Source organism: Kitasatospora sp. NPDC004240, from assembly GCF_053603215.1.
Window position 1 is genome coordinate 1 of sequence record NZ_JBSGFD010000164.1, and the last position, 19,303, is coordinate 19,303.

Genomic DNA, 19,303 nt, shown 5'->3' on the forward strand with positions numbered 1-19,303 from the left:
TCGGCTACCCGGCGCCGCCGCTGCCAGGCGAGGGCGGTCCGCGCAGGAAGCGCGGCGGCCTGGTCGCGCTGCTCGCGGCCGTCGCCCTGGTCGCCGGTGTGGCGGGCGGCGCGGTGGGCGTCGTGGTCACCGACCGCGACAACCGCGCGGTCGGCTCGGCGGCCGACCACAGCAGCACCACCGTGCAGGCCAACAACAGCCAGCGGACCGAGGCCGCGCCCGGCTCGGTGGCCGGCATCGCGCAGAAGGCGCTGCCCAGCGTCGTCACCATCAAGGCCCAGGGCAACGGCGAGTCCGGCACCGGCACCGGTTTCGTCTTCGACACCGAGGGCCACATCCTGACCAACAACCACGTGGTCGCCCCCGCCGCCAACGGCGGCAAGCTGAGCGTGAAGTTCGCCGACGGCACCTCGTACCCCGCCTCCGTGATGGGCCGCGCCGAGGGTTACGACGTTGCCGTCATCAAGATCGACAACCCGCCGAAGGGCAAGCTCACCCCGCTCCCGCTGGGCGACTCCGACAAGGTCCTGGTCGGCGACTCCACCATCGCCATCGGTGCCCCGTACGGCCTGGAGTCCACCGTCACCACCGGCATCGTCAGCGCCAAGGACCGCCCGGTGGCCTCCGGCGACGAGACCGGCGGCCAGGCGTCCTTCATGAACGCCCTGCAGACCGACGCCTCCATCAACCCCGGCAACTCCGGCGGCCCGCTGCTGGATTCCGGCGGCGCGGTGATCGGCATCAACTCGGCGATCCAGTCCAACACCTCCAGCACCGGCCGGGCCGGCAGCATCGGGCTCGGCTTCGCCATCCCGATCAACCAGGCCAAGTGGGTCGCCGAGACCCTGATCAAGACCGGCCGCCCGGTCTACGCCAAGCTCGACGTGCTCCGCAACGACGACTACAAGGGCGACGGCGCCCAGATCTCCACCCGCGACATCGGCGGCACCCCCGCCGTCACCCCGGGCGGCGCCGCCGACAAGGCCGGCCTCAAGGCGGGCGACGTGATCACCAAGCTCGGCGGCATCCCGATCGAGAACGGCCCCGCCCTGGTCAGCCGCATCTGGACGCACAAGCCCGGCGAGAGCGTCGACATCGAGTACACCCGCAACGGCCAGACCGCCACCACCAAGGTCGTCCTCGGCGAGCGGGTCGGCGACAACTGACCCCACCCCGACCACAACCAGGTGCACCGAACCCCGCCGGACCCGTTAGGCTGGCCTCCGCCTTGGAGAGCTGCCCGAGCGGCCTAAGGGAACAGTCTTGAAAACTGTCGTGCGGTGACCCCGTACCGTGGGTTCGAATCCCACGCTCTCCGCTGGTTGGAGAACCACCTGCTCAGGGCGGGTGCCGGTAGCTTCCGGCACCCGCCCTTCGCGTCTCCTGTCCCGGGCTGTCCCACCCGTGTGCCACCTTCGGGCAGCGCGTGTGGACCAGCCGTGGACCAGCGTGGACCGGCCCCCGGGGCCCTACGCGGCCGTCTCCCCGCCGTTCAGGAAGCGCTCGATCATGCCGTTCGCCTGCTCCTGGCGGCCATTGATGATCTTTGCGTAGAACCGCAGCAGGACGGCCACGCTGTGACCCGCCCGCCGGGCCACCTCCGTCTGGTCGACCCCGGCCGCCAGCCACCCGGAGACGGCCGTGTGCCGCAGGGCGTAGGGCACTTCGGCGAGAGGCGAGTTCACCTCTTCGGGTGTCAGCGCGAGCGCGCGGGCCCGCTTCCAGACGGCCGCGGTCTCCTTGGTCAGCAGCCGCCCGCCCTCGGTTGCGCGGAACAGCCGGCCGTCCGGGGCCGCCCCGAACGCGTCGATGTGCTCGCGCAGCAGCCGCACCAGCGCGGGCGGGATCGGCACCTCCCGCGTGGCGTTGCGGGCCCGGCGCTTCAACCCCCGCTCCTCGTGCGACTGACCGTCATCGGTCCAGCGGGAGCCGACCCGTGGCGAGCTGCTGCCGAGCACCAGCAGCCCCCACCCCTCCTCCGGAAGGGTGCAGTCGGCGCGCCGCAGGTTGGTCGCTTCGGCCGGACGGGTGGCGGCGTACAGGATGCACCCGTAGAACGCCCGCAGGTGCTGCCCCCGGGTCGACGCCTGCCCGGCCGCCTCCAGCAGCGCGGCCCCCTGAGCGGGGTCGGGCACCCACCGGAAGTCGATCTCATCGCTGGTGGCCGGGGGAGTCCAGTCGATGAACTGGAGAGGGTTGGAGGGCAGCCTGCGTCGCTCCACCGCGTACCGCAACGCGTTGTTGAACACCATGCGCTGGCCACGATACAAGTCAAGCGATGACGCAGCTGTGGCGTTCTGCGAGATCCTGGCCGCCTGAGATTGGTCCCGGTGTTGATTTCCGCCACTCAATTAGCGGAGAGCCCTGCTGCAGGGGCTCTCCGCTAATTGTGATGCCAAATTTGGAGATTCTGGCTCGGGTGTGCGTGAAGCCGGAGACCTATTCAATCTTGATGCGATGAACTGCTTTCTGTTTCTGGGATTGCATCTCTGACCATTACGTCGAGATAGAATCCGGGCAGGCCGAGGCGCGTTGTTAGGTCTGTTAGATGCTGCCGGGCGTAAGGGTAAATCATGAAAGATGCCGCCCGCTCGCCATAGAGGTGAAAGACGGCCTCTGGGATGCTGGACCCCTCGTTTACCCGGTAGCGAGCAGCGACAACCGTAGCTGCTTCAGCCACGCTTGTATCTTCTTCATCGGCGAAATAGCAGTTGATTCGGAGTTGGTAGTCGACAACGCCCTCGCCGATTGCCAATCCGATCTCTGACTGCACGTTCACCCGTGCTGGCAGGGAGGGTGCCAGTCGCCGAGCGTGTAGCTCGGTTGCAAAGATGGTCTCTAGGTGGATGCGGCTTACGAGTTGGTTGTAGTCGGCCGCGCTGACCTTCACCGGCTCCTCTGTCATGCGGCAACCCTATTAAGCGGCTTGAACTCGGACGAGGGGGGGAAGGCGGGCGGTTGAATTTTGCTGGGAACGGCGTGGGCGAAGCCCGAGAATTTCATCCCGTTAATATCATGCTCGACTGTAATGTCCACGAGCAGATGTCCATGCTCAACCGGTACGACCATGGCGTCGCTGCGAGCCTTCGAACTGACCGGGACAGCGCCCTGGCGAGCTCTAATTAGCATGCTGTCGATGATTGCCATTTCATCGCGCGTTGGGTACTCGAAGCCGTCATCAAGGCCAATTATCCGCAGCCAACGGTTGACTTCGCTCCACAGCCAGACGTGCGACCGTCCTGCTGTTCCCTCTGGGAGTGGGAAGCGAGCCTTTCCCTGTCGGTCGCCATTGATCCACTGATTGACGTTCTGGCGGGTGCGGGATGTGCGCTGCGCGATTTCGGCCACGCCAACCAGGTTCCGGTCGAGTCGGAGCAGCTGCAGGTGCGATGCAACCCGTCCCACGTCGGACACAGCCTGTAGCGCTGCAGCTAGACAGCTGTCGCCTGGAGTGACGATGGTGAGCAGGTCGACGCCGCCGCCGCGGTAGAGCATGGCGTCTAGCTCGTGCTCAAGCGCCTCGACGGTGTCAGCGTCGTCGACGCTGGTTCCAGATACGACGAAGGTGAGCTCGTAGTCCATGCGTCCCCCTTCTCCTGAGGCTCAGGGTGGCAGAGCTGTTGTCATTCGTCAACGCAAAAATATGGACAAAACGGCACAATCTGCAAAGTGAGAGGAGGGTTACCCGCTAGTCACGTCCGCCTGTCAGGCTTCGCTGCGGGGAGTCCTTCGGCTTCGGGCACCTGCCCGCCGCGTTCGTGATCTGCCGCGCCTTGGTCGTCGGGGACCGGGGAGTGCTGCCGATCGGAATGGTAGTGCAACCACCGCCAGAACAGGGGCAGTACAGCCTGGTGCCATGCCCTTCCTTGTGGAGGGTCCAACCCTTCTTGAGCAAGGGTTCAACCGCCTTGCGGATGTCCTTGTCCTTGATGTCCTTGGCGGTGAGTTCCTTGCCTACCACTTGGCCTCCCCTGCCCCGGCATCGCCGAGAGGCGGGTCGTGCTCAAGTGTGATCGCGCGAAGTGTCGCGCCAGGGAGCTGACGTGCCACAGAGCCTGCCTTCTGGCCGCGCCGCACCTTGGTGTTCTTGCTTGTAAGGGTGCGGCCCTGTCCAAGCTGCTCTCGGCAGCCGTTGAGATGATGTTACGCCTGTCGCGTGACACCTCCCCGCATATGACTTCTCATCACATAAATTGCCAGCAGGCTCGTGTGGACCACCTCTGGACCGGCCGGTCGATTGAACTCTGATGTACCTATGGAGCTGAAGGTAGGCAGGGTGATGAGGTCCTACTCGCGCCGATCTTGAAAACTGTCGTGCGGTGACCCCGTACCGTGGGTTCGAATCCCACGCTCTCCGCAAGTAGGAGAACCACCTGCTCAGGGCGGGTGCCGGTAGCTTCCGGCACCCGCCCTTCGCGTTGTCCGGGGTGGCTGGGCGTCAGCGGGGCGGGGGCGGGTTCACCCGGACGGGGGGTTTGGGGCGGGGGCGTCCTCCCGGGTTGAGGGGGCCGCCGTTAGCCGGAGGACAGGGGGCGAACTGCCCCGGGAACGCGTCCGGCGGGTGTGCGGATCCGGGCGCTCCGGCACGTCCTGGAGGCGAACATGGCCTGGTACCCCGGCGCCGAGCGGATGGAGCTGCAGCCCGAGTCGGACGGGCAGCCGGCGATCGTCCCGACGCAGGTGATCCTGCACAGCATCGCGGCGCCGTGGACGCCGCGCCGGATGTACGAGTACTGGCGCGACTCGACCAACCTGGAGTCGCACTTCGGGGTGGGCTTCGACGGCGCCGTCGGGCAGTTCATCGGGACGCGGACCAGGGCGGACGCCAACTACGGGGCGAACCGGCGGGCGGACGGCACCGGCGCGGTCAGCGTCGAGTCGGCGTCCAACCTCGACCACACCGACCCGTGGACGGCGGAGCAGCTCCACGCGCTGGTCGAGCTCGGCGCCTGGCTGGCCCGCACGCACGACATCCCGGTGCGGGTCTGCCGCGCCCACGACGACCCCGGCTTCGGCCACCACCGGCTGTTCCCGCAGTGGTCGACCAGCGGCACGGCCTGCCCCGGTGACGCCCGGGTGCGGCAGTTCCACGACGCCGTCCTGCCCGGGATCGCCGCCCGGATCAGGAACGGCACCCCGCTGCCGCCGCCCCGCCCGGAGGGGGACACCACCGGGACGCCGGTCCGCCGCCGGGTGACGATCAACGGCCTGGAGTACGGCTACGGCGCGCACGGCCCGCAGGTGCGGGAGGTCGGCGAGGCGCTGGTCGCGGCCGGCTTCGGCGGGCACTACCGCAGCGGCCCGGACGAGGACTGGCGCGACCCCGACACCCTCAACTACCGGGACTACCAGCGTTCCCTCGGCTACCGGGGCGCCGACGCGGACGGCGTCCCCGGCGAGACCTCGCTGCGCCGGCTGCTCGGCCGGCTGCCCTCGCCGCGGCGGGTCTCGCTGGCGCACGTGGTGGCCGCCGCCCGGACCGACCCGGGAGCCGAGCAGGGGCACCGCACGTACGGGGAGGAGACCAGGATCGTCGAGCAGGCGCTGGCCGACGAGGGGCTGCTCGAACGCCGCTGGGTGGACGGCTCCTTCGGGACCCGCACGGTGGCGGCGTACGCGGCCTTCCAGCGGGCGCTCGGCTACCGGGGGACGGACGCCAACGGGATCCCCGGCCAGCGCAGCCTGCGTGAGCTGGGGGAGCGGCGCGGCTTCGACGTCACGGACTGACGCCGGCCGGTGCGGGCCCGCGGTGATGGTGGTGCTTGACCATGACACCGTGTGAGGCCCTGCACTGGAGGCATCATGTTCACCATCGGAGACTTCGCCAAGCACGGCCGGGTGTCGGTCCGCATGCTGCGCCACTACGACGCGGTGGGACTGCTGCACCCGGTCCGGGTCGACCCGTTCAACGGCTACCGCCTCTACGGGGCCGCCCAACTCGCCCGGCTCAACCGGATCGTCGCGCTCAAGGACCTCGGCTTCACGCTGCAGCAGGTGCGGGACGTGCTGGACGAGCGGGTGGACGCGGCCGAGCTGCGCGGGATGCTGCGCCTGCGGCGGGCCGAGCTCGCCGCGGCGATGGCGGCGGACGCGCGGAGGCTGGCCCGGGTCGAGGCGAGGCTCCGGACGATCGAGAGTGAGGGACGGATGTCCGTGGACGAGGTCGTGGTCAAGCGGGTGCCGGCGGTACGGGTGGCCGAGCTGACGGCGGTCGCGCCGGGTTACGAGCCGGAGGACCTCACCCCGGTGGTGGGGCCGCTCTTCGACGAGCTGTGCCGCCGGATGGCGCTGGCCGGGGTGGCGGACGCCGGCCCGGCGGTGGCCCGCTACGAGGACGTCCCGGAGGGCGACGGCGCGGTGCTGGTCCGGGCGGCGGTCCCGGTCGGGGCCGGGGTGGCGCCCTCGGAGGCGTACGGCTTCGAGGTGCTGGACCTGCCGGAGGCCGAGGCGGCGACGGTGGTGCACCGGGGGCCGATGGACGACAGCACGGGGGCGGTGCAGTCGCTGGCCCGTTTCATCGAGGAGAACGGGTACCGCTCCGCCGGGTACGCCCGCGAGCTGTACCTGGAGTGCCCGGAGGACCAGGCGGGCTGGGTGACCGAGTTCCAGGAGCCGGTGGTCCGCGGCTGACCGGGCCGGCGGCGAACGGGGGCGAGGCAGCGGGCGGGGCGGGGCCGGGCTGGGGGCCAGGGCGGCGGACGGGTGGCCGACGGGTGACCTGCGCCCGGCCCGCGTACTTGCCCGGTCCCCGCCCTGGGGGCAGAGTCGCCCGTAGGACGGGCGCGACCACACGGCGGCGAACGGAGACTGCGGTGAGTGATCTGACGGACCGGCTGGCCCAGGGACTTCCCCCGGGGGCGCTGGCGGTGGACCCGGACGTGATGGCCGCCTACAGCCACGACATGGCGGGCTTCTGCGAGGCCGGCGTCCCGGCGGTGGTGGTCTTCCCGGAGACCGTCGAGCAGGTGCAGCACGTGCTGCGCACGGCGAGCGAACTGCGGGTCCCGGTGGTGCCGCAGGGCGCGCGGACCGGCCTGTCGGGGGCGGCCAACGCGGTGGACGGCTGCGTGGTGCTGTCCCTGGTGAAGATGAACCGCATCCTGGAGATCGACCCGGTGAACCGGATCGCGGTGGTCGAGCCCGGCGTGGTCAACGCCGAACTCTCGCGGGCCGCGGCCGAGGCGGGCCTGGCCTACCCGCCGGACCCGTCCAGCTGGGAGTCCTGCACGATCGGCGGCAACATCGGTACCGGCGCCGGCGGGCTGTGCTGCGTGAAGTACGGCACGACCAGCGAGTACGTCCTCGGGCTGGACGTGGTGCTGGCGGACGGGCGGCTGCTGTCCACCGGGCGCCGCACCGCCAAGGGCGTGGCCGGCTACGACCTGACCCGGCTGATGGTCGGCTCGGAGGGCACGCTGGGCGTGGTGGTCCGGGCGGTGGTGGCCCTGCGCCCCGCGCCCGCGCCGCAGTTGGCGCTGGCGGCCGAGTTCCCGAGCGCGGAGGCGGCCGGTTCGGCGGTGTGCGAGGTGATGGCCCGCGGCCTCACGCCCTCGCTGATGGAGCTGATGGACGCGGTCTCCGTGCGGGCGGTCAACGAGCTGGGGCAGATGGGGCTGCCGGAGTCCACCCAGGCGCTGCTGCTGGTGGCCTTCGACGGGGCCGATCCGGCCGGGCGCCTCGCGGTGGTGGAGGAGATCTGCCGGGCGGCCGGCGCGACCGAGGTGGTGCCGGCCGAGGACCAGGCCGAGTCCGAACTGCTGCTGGAGGCGCGGCGGTTGGCCCTGCCCGCGCTGGACCGGCTGGGCACCACGATGATCGACGACGTGGCGGTGCCGCGCTCCCGGCTGGCCGAGATGCTGAACGGGGTCGCGCTGATCGCCGAGCGGCACGGGCTGACCATCGGCGTGGTGAGCCACGCCGGCGACGGCAACACCCATCCGATCGTCATCTTCGACGCGGCCGACCCGGAGCAGACCGCCCGGGCGCAGCGCTCCTTCGACGAGATCATGGCGCTGGGCCTGGAGCTGGGCGGGACGATCACCGGTGAGCACGGGGTGGGGCTGCTCAAGCGGGACTGGCTGGCGCGCGAACTGGGGCCGGTGGGGATGGAGCTGCAGCGGCAGGTCAAGGCGGTGTTCGACCCGCTGGGGATCCTCAACCCGGGCAAGGCGGTCTGAGTCCGGTCCTCCGGCACCCCAGTCCTCCGGCCCGGACGGCCCGGACGGCCGGACGGTTCAGATGCTTCGGGCGGACCGGATGGCTCGGGGCGGCCCGGGCTGTCCGGTGGCCGTTCCGTTCATCGCTCATTCGGGATCCATTCTTGTCGGATATTTCGAGTAGTCGCAGAATGGCTGGATATATCGACATGGAAGGCTGACCCCACCCTGTGGGGGCGCGTTCTACGGCGGCTCGCGCCAGGGTGGTGCGAGCCGCCGTTCGTGTGCGGTCGCGCGCCCTCTCCGGGGCTCCCCGCCAGGCCTGGTCGATCGGGCAAAACCCCAGCTGGGAGCCAGTATGTCGACAGGTATGCGGCTGGTGGCGCGGATATTCCCCGCGACTCGGATATCACGCGAACGGGCGAAAAGCCCCCGTGGTGGTGGCGCTTTGTCGATTTGTTGCGGAAGTCTGTTTCCCGGCGTCGCAGCCTGCGGGAGTTCATCTGGCCGATGAATCCCCGCATACCGTGTACGACATGTAGGACTTACAGCTTTCCTGGAGGAATTCATGGTTCGCATCCGCACCCCCCGGGTGGTCGGCCTGCTCGTCGCGATCCCGCTGGCGGCAGGCCTGCTGCTGACGGGCGCCGGTGCCGCCGCCGCCGACAACGGCGCGCTGGCGAACGACGGGTCCAACAGCAGCGTGGTGTCCAACATCGGCACCGGGAACGTCTTCGGCTCGGTCGACGGCAACCACCTCTCGACCCAGCAGACGGCCACCGGCTCCGGTGCCTCGAACCAGAACAACACCGTGGCCGTGAAGGACAACGCGGGCACCGTCCTGGCCGGTCAGTCCAACGCGAACCTCGACGTCGTCTTCGCGCCGATCTTCCCCTGACAGCGCCGGTCCCACCGCCGGCGGGGGCGCCGGGGGTGGACGGCCGCGGGTGAGCCGATCACCCGCGCGAGGGGTTCGGAGTGAACGGACGCGCGACGCGGCGACGCGGGCGCGCGGCACGTACCGGGCAGCGGAAAGGGTCACCGCGAACCGGCCTCGTGGGCGGTGCCGTCGACGGCACCGCCCACCGGTGCGTCCGGGGGCGTCACGGTCGGGTGAGGGCACTACGGTCGTCCGAGAGCGCCACGGTCGGGCGGGGGCGCCACGTACGGACCCGGGGGCGCACCCGCGCCGCCGTACGCCCGGCCCGGCGGGTGCCGTACGGCCTCCGGCCGTCCGCCGGACAGGGCCCGCACCCGGCGGCGTCGGTCCGCGGCGGTACGGTTGCGCTCTCACAGCGCACCCGCGCGCGCCCGACGGCGGGCCGCCGGAGTGCGGCCGCGGCAACCGGAGGGAAGGGCGCGATGGCAGCGGAGGAGGAGGGGCTGACCGGCCCCGGCGAGGCACGGCCCGACACCGGCCCGGAGCCCCGCACCGAGCCCAGGGCGGAGGACCGGGGCGTGCCCGGGGGCCGTTCCGTCCCCGAGCTGCTGCTCGGCCGTCCGCCGATGGCCCGCCCGCTGCCGTCCTTCGACACGGACGCGGCCCCGGCCGAACCGGGCCCGCTGTTCGTCGACTGGCTCGCCACCGCGCTCGCGGCCGGTGTGCTCGACCCGCAGGTGATGACGCTGTCCACGGTCGACTCCGACGGGCTGCCCGACGCCCGGGTGCTGGTCCTGCGCGATGTGGACGCCTCCGGCACCGGCTGGGTGTTCTCGGCGGCCGCCGACAGCCCCAAGGGCCGGCAGCTCGCCGACCACCCGGCCGCCGCGCTCACCCTCTACTGGCCGCCGCTGGGCCGCCAGATCCGGGTACGCGGAACGGTCGAGCGGGCGGCCGACCAGGTCGCGGCGGCGGAGTTCGCCACCCGCTCGCCGGATGCCCGGATCGCCACCCTGGTCGGGCGGCAGAGCGAGCCGCTGGGCTCGCTCGACGAGTACGACGAGGCGGCCGCGGCCGCCCGCCGCCGGCTGGAGGCCGTCCCGGGCGCGGTCGCGGCCGGCCACGCCGTCTACACGCTCTGGGCGCACGAGGTGGAGTTCTGGCAGGGCGACGCGGACCGCCGCCACGTCCGGCTGCGCTACACCCGGACGGGCCCGGTGCGCGCCCCGGAGTGGGCGCGCACCATGCTCTGGCCGTGAGGGCCACGGCCCGGGGAGGGCCTCAGCGCCGCCCGGTCAGCGTGGCCCCGACACTGGCCGCCACCACGCAGCCGATCCCGGCCAGCTGCGGCACGCCCAGCAGCTGGCCCAGCACCACCAGGCCGACCAGCGCGGAGACCGCCGGCTCCAGACTGACCATCACGCTGAACACCCGCTGCGGCATCCGCCGCAGCGCGGTCATCTCCAGCGCGTACGGGATCACCGGCAGCAGCAGCGACACCCCGGCCACCGAGAGCAGCAGCACCGGCGCCGAGGCGTCCGGCGCGCTCAGCCCGTCCCAGGCCTGGCCGAGCCCGAACGGCGCCACCGTCAGCGCGCCGACCGTCATCGACACCGCCAGGCCCTGGAAGCCCTGGAACGAGGCGCCGACCTTGTCGGTGAACAGGATGTACGCGGCGTAGCAGCCGGCCGCCCCGAAGGCGTACGCCAGGCCGACCGGGTCCAGCGCGGCGCCGTCGCCGCCCTCGCCGAGCAGGGTCAGCAGGGCGACCCCGGCGGCGGCCAGCCCGGCCCAGAGCAGGTGGCTGGCGCGCCGGGCGAAGACCAGCGCGACCGCGAGCGGTCCGAGGAACTCGATGGTCGCGGCGGTGCCCATCGGCAGCCGGTCGATCGCGCCGGCGAACAGCAGCGTCATCCCGGCCGAGGCCATACCGAGCAGGCCGGCCGCGGCGAGGTCGCGCGGTGAGCGTCCGCGCAGCCGGGGGCGGGTGACGGCCAGCAGCACGAGCGCCGCGAAGCCCAGCCGCAGGAAGGTGGTGCCGGCGACCCCGAGCGGGCCGAACAGCGGCTTGGACAGGGCGATGCCGAGTTGCACGGTGAACATCGCGGTCAGAACGAGGAGCGGCGCCGGGATCCGCTCCGGGCGCCGCATCAGCTGGGGGAACCGGCGGCCCGCGGGCCGTCCGGGGTGCACCCCCGGTGGTGCTGTCGCGGAGCCGGGCGTCATGGCGCCGGCCGCGGCGTCGGCGCCGCCTCGTCGCCAGCCACCGCGCTCGCCGGCGGGCTCGCCCTTGGGGGCGGGCGGCATGGCAAGGGCCTCGGCGACGGCTCCGCCGTTCGGCGTCGAGGCAGCGGTTTCGCTGGGGTGGGACGTGGGCATGCCGGCGAGTCTGCCGTAAGGAGTCACCCGGGGGCAAGCTCGTTACCGGAATGTGGACGGATGTGGACGGGTGCCCCCGAAAGGGTGAGCCTCGGCGGCGCTCGCGGCGCGCTTGCCGTGATCGTCCGATGGTCCGTCAGTATCAAGGCCGGGTGCGCTACATCCGCCCGGCGGCACTCCTGGCCGCCTCCCTGGTCCTGTTGCTGGCCGCCGAAGGCCCGGGTACGAGCGCGGGAGCGGCGGTGCCCCTGGGCGCCACCGCGCCGACCGCAGTCGAGGTCCCCGCCGCGCCGCCGCCCCCGCCCCGGATCCGCCCCGTCGTGCTGCCCGACTGGGCCGGCCCGCCCGCCCCGCGCCTGCGCGACACCTACCGCGGCGCCGCCTTCGACACCTGCACCGCGCCCCCGCTCGACACCCTGCGGGCCTGGCAGGGCACCTCCCCGTACGGCGTGGTCGGCATCTACACCAGCGGCGGGCAGCGCGGCTGCGCGCAGCCGGCGCTCACCGCCGAGTGGGTCCGCCAGGCGCGGGCGATGGGCTGGCGGTTCATCCCCACCCACGTCGGGCGGCAGGCGCCGTGCAGCGCGATCGCGCGCAAGCCCAAGCGGATCGACCCGGCGAACGCCGTCCAGCAGGGCCGCGAGGAGGCCGCGGAGGCGGTGCTCGGCCTCCAGGTGCTCGGCCTCGGCGCGGGCAGCCCGGTCTACCTCGACATCGAGGCGTACCCGCTGAACGACGCCGTCTGCGGGCAGGCCGTCGTCGACTTCGCGGCCGGCTGGACCCAGGGCCTGCACGCCGCCGGCTACCTCGCCGGCTTCTACTCCAGCCTCGACTCGGGCATCGCCGACCTCGTCGCCGCCGCCCGCGCGGGCAGCACCCCGCTGCCCGACGTCCTCTGGTACGCCCGCTGGGACGACCGCGCCGACACCGGCGGCAGCGGCGGCATCGACCTCGACCTCTGGGCCGACCACCAGCGGATCCACCAGTACCGGGGCAACGTGAAGGAGAGCCACGGGGGCGTCGAGCTGACCATCGACCGCGACGAGGTCGACGGGCCGGTCGCGGGGTAGGACCCGCCCCGCGCCCCGCCGTCCGGGCTCCCCGATAAGGTGTCCCGTCGATTTCGATCAACGATCAACGATCAACGATCCGCGGTCGGCGATCGACGGGACATCACGGATCAACCACGGGGGACGGAAAGTGTCGAACGGTCAGGACTACTACGGGGGCGGCGGCGGGTACGGCGCGCCGCAACAGGGGAACCCGTACGCGCAACCGGGGCCGTACGCCCAGCCGCAGCCGCAGCAACAGGCGTACGGGCAGCCGAACCCGTACAGCCAGCCGGCCCCACCGCAGGATCCGTACGGCCAGCCGGCCCCGCCGCAGCACCCGTACGCCCCTCAGCAGCAGCCGCCGCAGCACCCGTACGGGGCCCAGCAGCCGCAGCACCCGTATGCCCAGCCGGCCCCGCCGCAGCCCGCGCCCGCCGCCGTGCCGGCGCAGCCCGCCGGCAGCCAGGAGCCCGGCTACGTCCCCGACTTCGCGCGCATGGACGGCGGGCGCGGCGGCGGCTCCGCGCCGCGCCGCAGCCGGATTGGGGTGCTGCTCCAGTTCACGCTCCAGTGGATCTACCTGCCGCTCTGGATCGGCGCCCTGGTCGCCCTGGTCGTCCTGGCGATGTTCGCGGGCGGCGGCGGCCCCTCCGGGCCGAAGTCCGACGCCTGGTTGAAGCCCCACCGCTTCTACATGCCGTACGGCCGGCTGAAGGCCGAGCTGTCCGGTCGTCCGGAGGACTGGGAGGCCTACGTGGCCCCGGTGCTGGCGCGCCGGATCCGGGAGGCCGAGGCCAGGCACGCGGCCGGGGAGGGGGCGCTGCAGCCCGACCTCAGCCGCAAGATCACGATCAAGCTGGCGCTGCGCTACTTCCGCGGCCTCGGCGCGGACGGCCTGGCCCGGCTGGCCGCACGGCATGGCTGGGAGCTCGCGCGGGACGCGACCACGGCGGGGCACGCCGTCCTGGAGCGCGTGATCCCCGCCCCGGTACTGCCGTACGTCCCGGGGCCGAACGACCCGCCGGCCGCGCCCGGCACCCCCTGGGGCCCGCTGCCGACCCGGTTCGCCCTGCTGCTGCCGTTCGTGCTGGTGCTCCAGCTGGTGTACGTCCCGGTCTGGGGCCTGCTCACCTTCTGGGTGAAGCGCAGCGACCCGAGCTACTGGGGCCTGTGGTTCGCCCGGTGGACGGTCGGGCCGCGGGTGATCTGGGCGGAGATGACCGGCTCCACCGCCGCCTGGGAGAACCACGTCCGCCGCATTATGGCCCGCGACATCGCCAAGCGGGGCGCCCCGACCGCCGCCTACGTGCCCCGCTTCAAGGTGGACGTGGCGACCTACAAGGGGATCGGCGGTCACCACCTGCTGCGCCTCGCGGCCGAGCAGGGCTGGTACCTCGATCCGGCGTTCACCCCGCGGCCGGAGGTCGCCGTCCACCTCTTCCTGCCGTCGGGCGCGGCCAACCCGCAGGCCTGACCCGGCACCGAAATCAGCGCCGAAGCAGCGCTGAAACGCCGTTGAAGCACCCATGAAGCGGCCGTGGACCGGCCACCGCGGGACCGCCCGGCCTCAGCGCCCGGCGGTCCCGTTCCGCGTCCACACCCCGTTGCCCAGCGGCAGCCAGCCCCGGCCGGCGCAGTCGCGGCAGGTCTCGGGGATGTGGCCGGTGCCGGTGCGGTCGTGCCGCAGGCCGAGCCGGGCGCGGGTCCGCACCCCGCCGTGGCAGTTCGGGCACGGGACCCGGAACCCGGCGGGCGGATCCGGGTGCGTTTGCCGCTCGTGGTGGCTGTCGCTCATGGCGCTCAGTATTGCCCCTCGGCCCCCGCCGGCGATCCCTCGATCCCCATCCGCGATCCCTTCGCGCACGACCCTCACCGCCACCCCCGGCCCCCTCCGCCCCGCGCCCTCCGCCGGCCGGCCCGGCCGCCCGCCGCCCGACTTGCCGACTTCCTGTCTGTAAAAGCACAACCGGGGCGCGCTTAGCATGAACTGAAGACGTGTCAGCTACCTCGGGGAGTGGATCACCATGGCGACCTCGTTCCTGGTGGGCTCGCGGGCGAGTAATCTCGCGAAGGCCCAGGTCCGTGAGTACCTCGCACCACTGAGGGAACGTTTCCCCGAGGTCACCTTCAACCACCGGATCATCCTGGAGGGCGGCGACCGGGACCGCCGCTCGCTGCTGTCCGACGTCAGCGCGGTCAGCGGGGGCTCGGCGTTCAGCACCGAGCAGGAGGCGGCGCTGGTCCGCGGCGAGGTGGACGTGGTGGTCCACTCCCTCAAGGACCTGCCGACCGCCAACCCCGACGGCCTGATGCTCCTGCCGCCGCCGCCCCGCGAGGACGTCCGCGACGCGCTCTGCGGCTCGACCCTGGCCGGGCTGCGCAAGGGCGCCCGGGTGGGCACCGGCGCGCCGCGCCGGATCGCCCAGCTGCTGGCGGTGCGGCCGGACCTGGAGCTGGTCCCGATCCGCGGCAACGTGCCGCCGCGGCTGCGGAAGATCGAGACCATGGGCCTGGACGCCGTCGTCCTCGCCTCCGCCGGACTGCGCCGCCTCGGCCTGGAGGACGCGATCGGCGAACTGCTCCCGCTCGACCTCTTCCCGCCGAGCCCCGGCCAGGGCGCGCTGGGCATCCAGGTCCGCGAGGACAACCGGGCGATCCGCGAGATCCTCGTGACCGCCGGTGACCCGCTCGCCGACGTCCACGTACGGGCCGAGCGCGCCATGCTCGCCGAGCTCCACGGCGGGTGCAGCGTCCCGGTCGGCGCGTACGCCGAGACCCTGCCGGACGGGCGGCTGCGCCTGTTCGGCCAGGTCACCTCGCTGGACGGCCGCCAGCGCGCCGAGGCCTCGCTGACCGCGCACGGCTCCCCGGAGCTGCTGGGGCAGGCCCTGGCCGCCGAGCTGATCGACCGGGGCGCCCACGAGATCCTGGACGCCATCCGCCCGGCGCCGGTCGCGGCCTGACCCGCACTCCGGTCCTGAGTCGCCGTCAACCGTCGTCGTCAACCGTCGCCGTCGTCGTCGACCACCGCCGTCGTCCGCCTCCGTCCCCGAACCCGCCGACCGGCGCACCGGTGACGGAGGCCCGGCGTTCTGACAGGCTCACCGCATGACCGACGACCGCACCGACCCGACCACCCCGGAGACCCCGGAGAGCCCGGAGACCCCGACCACCCCGGAGGAGCGCGCCACCCCGGAGAGCCCGGAGACCCCGGAGGAGCGCGCCACCCCCACCGCCCCCTGGGACCCCGAGGCGCCCGGCGTCCTGCGGCTGCCCTCCGGGCGCCTGGTCCGCGGCCGGGGCCTGCGCCACCCGCTGCCGCCCGGTCCGGCGCCCACCTTCGCCCTCCACCTGCTGGGCCGCCGCCCGCCGGAGGTCGCCTGGGAGAGCCGCTGGCTGCGCTGGCCCGACTTCCGGCTGCCCGCCGATCCCGCCGCCGCGACCGTCGCCCTGCACGAGGCCTGGGCCCGGGCCGGCACCGACCGCGTGGAGGTGGCCTGTTCCGGCGGCCGCGGCCGCACCGGCACCGCCCTGGCCTGCCTGGCCGTCCTGGACGGCGTCCCCGCCGACCGGGCCGTCACCTACGTCCGCGAGCACTACTCCCGGCACGCCGTGGAAACCCCTTGGCAGCGCCGTTTCGTCCGGCGTTTCCCGGCCCCGGCCGGAGCGGCGGGCGGGCGCTGAGCCGGGCCCGCCGGAGCCGTGATCCGGGCAACGGCTCCGGGCTGCTGACACCGGAGGCCGCCGGGGGGCACAATCGGGCACGACCGGCCGAAATTACCCACCAGTAGAGGGCCGGGTCGTCGCCAGGTGCCGCCAGGTCAAGGAGGACCCCGTGTTCAGCACGATGCAGGACGTACCGCTCACCGTCGCCAGAATCCTCGTCCACGGCTCGACCGTCCACGGCCGCTCGACCGTCACCACCTGGGACGGCGCCGGGCCGGTGGTCCGGACGTACGCCGAGGTGGGCGCGCGGGCCGCGCAGCTGGCGTGCGCGCTGCGCGACGAGCTCGGGGTCACCCTCGACGACCGGGTCGGCACCCTGATGTGGAACAACGCCGAGCACCTGGAGGCGTACCTCGCGGTGCCCTCGATGGGCGCGGTGCTGCACACCCTCAACCTGCGGCTGCCGGGGCACCAGCTGGCGTACATCATCAATCACGCGGCCGACCGCGTGATCATCGTCAACGGCACCGTGCTGCCGTTGCTCGCCGCCGTGCTGCCGCAGCTGAACGACACCCTCAAGCACATCGTGGTCAGCGGCCCGGGCGACCGCTCCGCGCTGGAGGGCTTCGCGGGCGGCGTGCACGACTACGAGGAGCTGATCGCCGGGCGGCCGGTGGAGTACCCCTGGCTGACCGACGTCGACGAGCGCAGCGCGGCCGCGCTCTGCTACACCTCCGGCACCACCGGGGACCCCAAGGGCGTGCTCTACAGCCACCGTTCGGTCTACCTGCACTGTCTCCAGGTCAACTCGGGCGACAACTTCGCCTTCACCTCGCGGGACGTCGCGCTGCCGGTGGTCCCGATGTTCCACGTCAACGCCTGGGGCATCCCGCACGCCGCCTTCATGTCCGGCAGCAACCTGCTGATGCCGGACCGCTTCCTCCAGCCGAAGCCGATGGCCGAGATGATCGACCGGGTGCGGCCGACCGTCAGCGCCGCCGTCCCCACCATCTGGAGCGGCCTGCTGGACGAGCTGGACGCCGGCGACTACGACACCTCCTCGCTGCGGATGGTGGTCATCGGCGGCTCGGCCTGCCCGCCCGCCCTGATGAAGGGCTTCGACGAGCGGCACGGGATCAAGGTCGTGCACGCCTGGGGCATGACCGAGACCTCCCCGCTCGGCACCTTCGCCCAGCCGCCCGGCGGCCTCACCCCCGAGCAGGAGTGGGACTACCGGGTCACCCAGGGCGTCTTCCCGGCCTCCGTCGAGGCCCGGCTGATCGGCCCGAACGGCGAGCGGATGCCGCACGACGGCGCCTCGGCCGGCGAACTGGAGGTGCGCGGCCCGTGGATCGCGGGGGCGTACTACGGGGGCGCGGGCAACGACCCGGAGCGCCCGGACGACAAGTTCAGCGAGGACGGCTGGCTGCGCACCGGTGACGTCGGCACCATCACCGCCGACGGCTACCTGACCCTCACCGACCGCGCCAAGGACGTCATCAAGTCCGGCGGCGAGTGGATCTCCTCGGTCGACCTGGAGAACCAGCTGATGGCCCACCCCGAGGTCGCCGAGGCGGCCGTGGTCGCCGTCCCGGACGAGAAGTGGGGCGAGCGGCCGCTGGCCACCGTGGTGCTGCGTCCGGGCGCCACCGCCGGGCTGCGCGAGCTGCGGGCCTTCCTGGCCGAGCGGGTCGCCTCCTGGCAGCTGCCGGAGCGCTGGGCGATCGTCGAGGCGGTGCCGAAGACCTCGGTCGGCAAGTTCGACAAGAAGGTGATCCGGGCGACCTACGCCGAGGACGGGCTGGACGTCACGGTGCTCGGCAAGGAGTGACCGCGAACGGCCGAGGGCCGGTTCCCCCGCGACGGGGGAGCCGGCCCTCGGCCGTTCCGGGCGGGTCGTCAGCCGGCCGCCGCCGCGACGCCCGCGCCCGTCTCGCCCATCGCGCCGATCCGCCCGAGCAGGTCGACGATCCGCGACTGGACGTCGGCGGTGGTCGCCCGCTCGGCCAGGAACAGCACGGTCTCGCCGGTGCGCAGCCGGGGCAGCTCGCGCGGGTCGAGGTCCACCGAGGTGTAGACGACCAGCGGGGTGCGGTGCAGCCGGTCGTTGGCGCGCAGCCAGTCCAGCAGGCCGACCCGCCGGCGGCGGATCTGGAACAGGTCCATCACCACCAGGTTCGGCTGGACGCTGCTGGCCCGGGCGACCGCGTCGTTCTCGTCGGCGGCGTGCTCGACGTGCATGCCGCGCCGCTCCAGGCTGGTGATCATGGCGGCGGCGATGTCCGGGTCGCCCTCGACCAGCAGTACCCGCGGGGCGTGCTGCTCGCCGTCCCGCGGGGCCAGCGCGCGCAGCAGGACGGCCGGGTCGGCGCCGTACGCGGCGTCCCGGGTGGCCTGGCCGAGGCCGGCGGTGACCAGCACCGGGACCCTGCTGTTCAGCGCCGCGGTGCGCAGCGACTGCAGTGCGGTGCGGGTGATCGGGCCGGTCAGCGGGTCGACGAAGAGCGCGGCGGGCAGGCCGGCGACCTGCGCGTCCACCTCCTCGCGGGAGCGGACGATCACCGGGCGGTAGCCGCGCTCCTGGAGGGCCTGCTTGGTGGCCGGGTCGGGCTCGGGCCAGACCAGCAGCCGGCGGGCGTCGTCGTCGCCCGGGGCAGGTACGGGCCGGACGGGCTGCTCGCCGAGGCCGGGCGGCAGCGGGGCCGGCAGGGCGGCGGGCAGCTCGGCCACCGGGCGCGGGGCGGTCCGGGCCTCGGCCGGTACGGCGGGCGCCGGCAGCGGGGGGACCGCGAGCGGCGCGGCGCCCAGCGGACGCGGCGGCACGAGCTCGCCGAGCCCGGTGCCCACCGGCCGCGGGCCGGTCGGTTCGCCCGCCGGGGTGCCGGCGGACGGCAGCGCGGGCAGCGCCGGGACGGAACCAGCGGGTGCCGCCCCGGGGACGGCCGGCACCGGCAGGCCGGAGCCCTCCGGTCCCGGCGGTACGGCGAGGCGGCGCCGGCGGCCGGTCGGTGCGGCGGCCGGTTCGGGCTGCGGGGGTACGGGACCGGCGGGCAGCGCGTGCTCCAGGCCGGGGTAGAAGGGGGTGCCGGGCTCGGGCACGCCGGGCAGCGACATATCGTGCAGCGCCTGGTCCGGCCGCGGCTGGCCGGCGCTGCACGATCACGGCCAGG

The 19,303-nt window shown here is 73.2% G+C and carries 16 protein-coding genes, 1 tRNA gene and 1 pseudogene; 12 read left to right on the plus strand and 6 right to left on the minus strand.

Going from position 1 to position 19,303, the window contains the following annotated elements:
* Positions 1 to 1,166 (plus strand): S1C family serine protease (locus ACWEQL_RS32180; RefSeq protein ID WP_452153892.1); only part of this gene is annotated, 1,166 nt, incomplete at its 5' end.
* 64 nt (positions 1,167 to 1,230) lie between these two features.
* A tRNA-Ser gene (locus ACWEQL_RS32185) sits at positions 1,231 to 1,318 on the plus strand.
* Positions 1,319 to 1,469: 151 nt separating this feature from the next.
* Here the strand turns inward: ACWEQL_RS32185 and ACWEQL_RS32190 are convergent.
* The 3 genes from ACWEQL_RS32190 to ACWEQL_RS32200 form a co-directional block, all read right to left on the minus strand.
* Positions 1,470 to 2,252 (minus strand): tyrosine-type recombinase/integrase, encoded by a 783-nt coding sequence (locus ACWEQL_RS32190; protein WP_452153893.1) that lies wholly within the window; start codon positions 2,250 to 2,252, stop codon positions 1,470 to 1,472.
* Positions 2,253 to 2,443: 191 nt separating this feature from the next.
* Positions 2,444 to 2,905, minus strand: coding sequence for a hypothetical protein (locus tag ACWEQL_RS32195; protein WP_452153894.1), 462 nt, complete (start codon positions 2,903 to 2,905; stop codon positions 2,444 to 2,446).
* Positions 2,902 to 3,582, minus strand: coding sequence for a helix-turn-helix transcriptional regulator (locus tag ACWEQL_RS32200; RefSeq protein ID WP_452153895.1), 681 nt, complete (start codon positions 3,580 to 3,582; stop codon positions 2,902 to 2,904). The genes ACWEQL_RS32195 and ACWEQL_RS32200 overlap by 4 nt, the downstream gene beginning before the upstream one ends.
* 1,020 nt (positions 3,583 to 4,602) lie before the next feature.
* Between ACWEQL_RS32200 and ACWEQL_RS32205 the strand changes: the two genes are divergently transcribed.
* The 5 genes from ACWEQL_RS32205 (at position 4,603) to ACWEQL_RS32225 (ending at position 10,295) form a co-directional block, all read left to right on the plus strand.
* A complete protein-coding gene (locus ACWEQL_RS32205; RefSeq protein WP_452153896.1) occupies positions 4,603 to 5,727 on the plus strand; it encodes a peptidoglycan-binding protein in 1,125 nt (374 codons plus the stop codon).
* Positions 5,728 to 5,802: 75 nt separating this feature from the next.
* The gene (locus ACWEQL_RS32210) at positions 5,803 to 6,630 is read left to right on the plus strand and encodes a MerR family transcriptional regulator (protein ID WP_452153897.1); all 828 of its coding nucleotides are present in this window, start codon (positions 5,803 to 5,805) and stop codon (positions 6,628 to 6,630) included.
* 182 nt (positions 6,631 to 6,812) lie between these two features.
* On the plus strand, positions 6,813 to 8,177 hold the full coding sequence (locus ACWEQL_RS32215) for an FAD-binding oxidoreductase (protein ID WP_452153898.1): 1,365 nt from the start codon (positions 6,813 to 6,815) through the stop codon (positions 8,175 to 8,177).
* A 547-nt stretch (positions 8,178 to 8,724) separates the two neighbouring features.
* On the plus strand, positions 8,725 to 9,054 hold the full coding sequence (locus tag ACWEQL_RS32220; protein ID WP_452153899.1) for a hypothetical protein: 330 nt from the start codon (positions 8,725 to 8,727) through the stop codon (positions 9,052 to 9,054).
* Between the two features lie 464 nt (positions 9,055 to 9,518).
* Positions 9,519 to 10,295, plus strand: a complete 777-nt coding sequence (locus tag ACWEQL_RS32225; RefSeq protein WP_452153900.1) for a pyridoxine/pyridoxamine 5'-phosphate oxidase — start codon at positions 9,519 to 9,521, stop codon at positions 10,293 to 10,295.
* Positions 10,296 to 10,317: 22 nt separating this feature from the next.
* Here ACWEQL_RS32225 and ACWEQL_RS32230 read toward each other — a convergent pair whose 3' ends face one another.
* A complete protein-coding gene (locus ACWEQL_RS32230; protein ID WP_452153901.1) occupies positions 10,318 to 11,415 on the minus strand; it encodes an EamA family transporter in 1,098 nt (365 codons plus the stop codon).
* Between the two features lie 152 nt (positions 11,416 to 11,567).
* Between ACWEQL_RS32230 and ACWEQL_RS32235 the strand changes: the two genes are divergently transcribed.
* Positions 11,568 to 12,485: a DUF1906 domain-containing protein gene (locus ACWEQL_RS32235; RefSeq protein ID WP_452153902.1), complete on the plus strand. Its 918-nt coding sequence runs from the start codon at positions 11,568 to 11,570 to the stop codon at positions 12,483 to 12,485.
* 130 nt (positions 12,486 to 12,615) lie between these two features.
* The gene (locus ACWEQL_RS32240) at positions 12,616 to 13,941 is read left to right on the plus strand and encodes a hypothetical protein (RefSeq protein ID WP_452153903.1); all 1,326 of its coding nucleotides are present in this window, start codon (positions 12,616 to 12,618) and stop codon (positions 13,939 to 13,941) included.
* A gap of 93 nt (positions 13,942 to 14,034) precedes the next feature.
* On the opposite strand, the gene ACWEQL_RS32245 is transcribed toward ACWEQL_RS32240, so the two are convergent.
* Positions 14,035 to 14,262: a hypothetical protein gene (locus tag ACWEQL_RS32245; protein ID WP_452153904.1), complete on the minus strand. Its 228-nt coding sequence runs from the start codon at positions 14,260 to 14,262 to the stop codon at positions 14,035 to 14,037.
* 229 nt (positions 14,263 to 14,491) lie between these two features.
* Between ACWEQL_RS32245 and hemC the strand changes: the two genes are divergently transcribed.
* The 3 genes from hemC to ACWEQL_RS32260 all read left to right on the plus strand — a co-directional run bounded on the left by hemC (position 14,492) and on the right by ACWEQL_RS32260 (position 17,964).
* Positions 14,492 to 15,430: a hydroxymethylbilane synthase gene (gene hemC, locus ACWEQL_RS32250; protein WP_452153905.1), complete on the plus strand. Its 939-nt coding sequence runs from the start codon at positions 14,492 to 14,494 to the stop codon at positions 15,428 to 15,430.
* A 301-nt stretch (positions 15,431 to 15,731) separates the two neighbouring features.
* On the plus strand, positions 15,732 to 16,151 hold the full coding sequence (locus tag ACWEQL_RS32255; RefSeq protein WP_452153907.1) for a protein-tyrosine phosphatase family protein: 420 nt from the start codon (positions 15,732 to 15,734) through the stop codon (positions 16,149 to 16,151).
* 151 nt (positions 16,152 to 16,302) lie between these two features.
* Positions 16,303 to 17,964, plus strand: a complete 1,662-nt coding sequence (locus ACWEQL_RS32260) for a long-chain fatty acid--CoA ligase (RefSeq protein ID WP_452153906.1) — start codon at positions 16,303 to 16,305, stop codon at positions 17,962 to 17,964.
* A gap of 68 nt (positions 17,965 to 18,032) precedes the next feature.
* On the opposite strand, the pseudogene ACWEQL_RS32265 reads toward ACWEQL_RS32260, so the two are convergent.
* A pseudogene (locus ACWEQL_RS32265) lies at positions 18,033 to 19,223 on the minus strand (hypothetical protein); the annotation flags it as partial.
* Positions 19,224 to 19,303 lie beyond the last annotated feature (80 nt).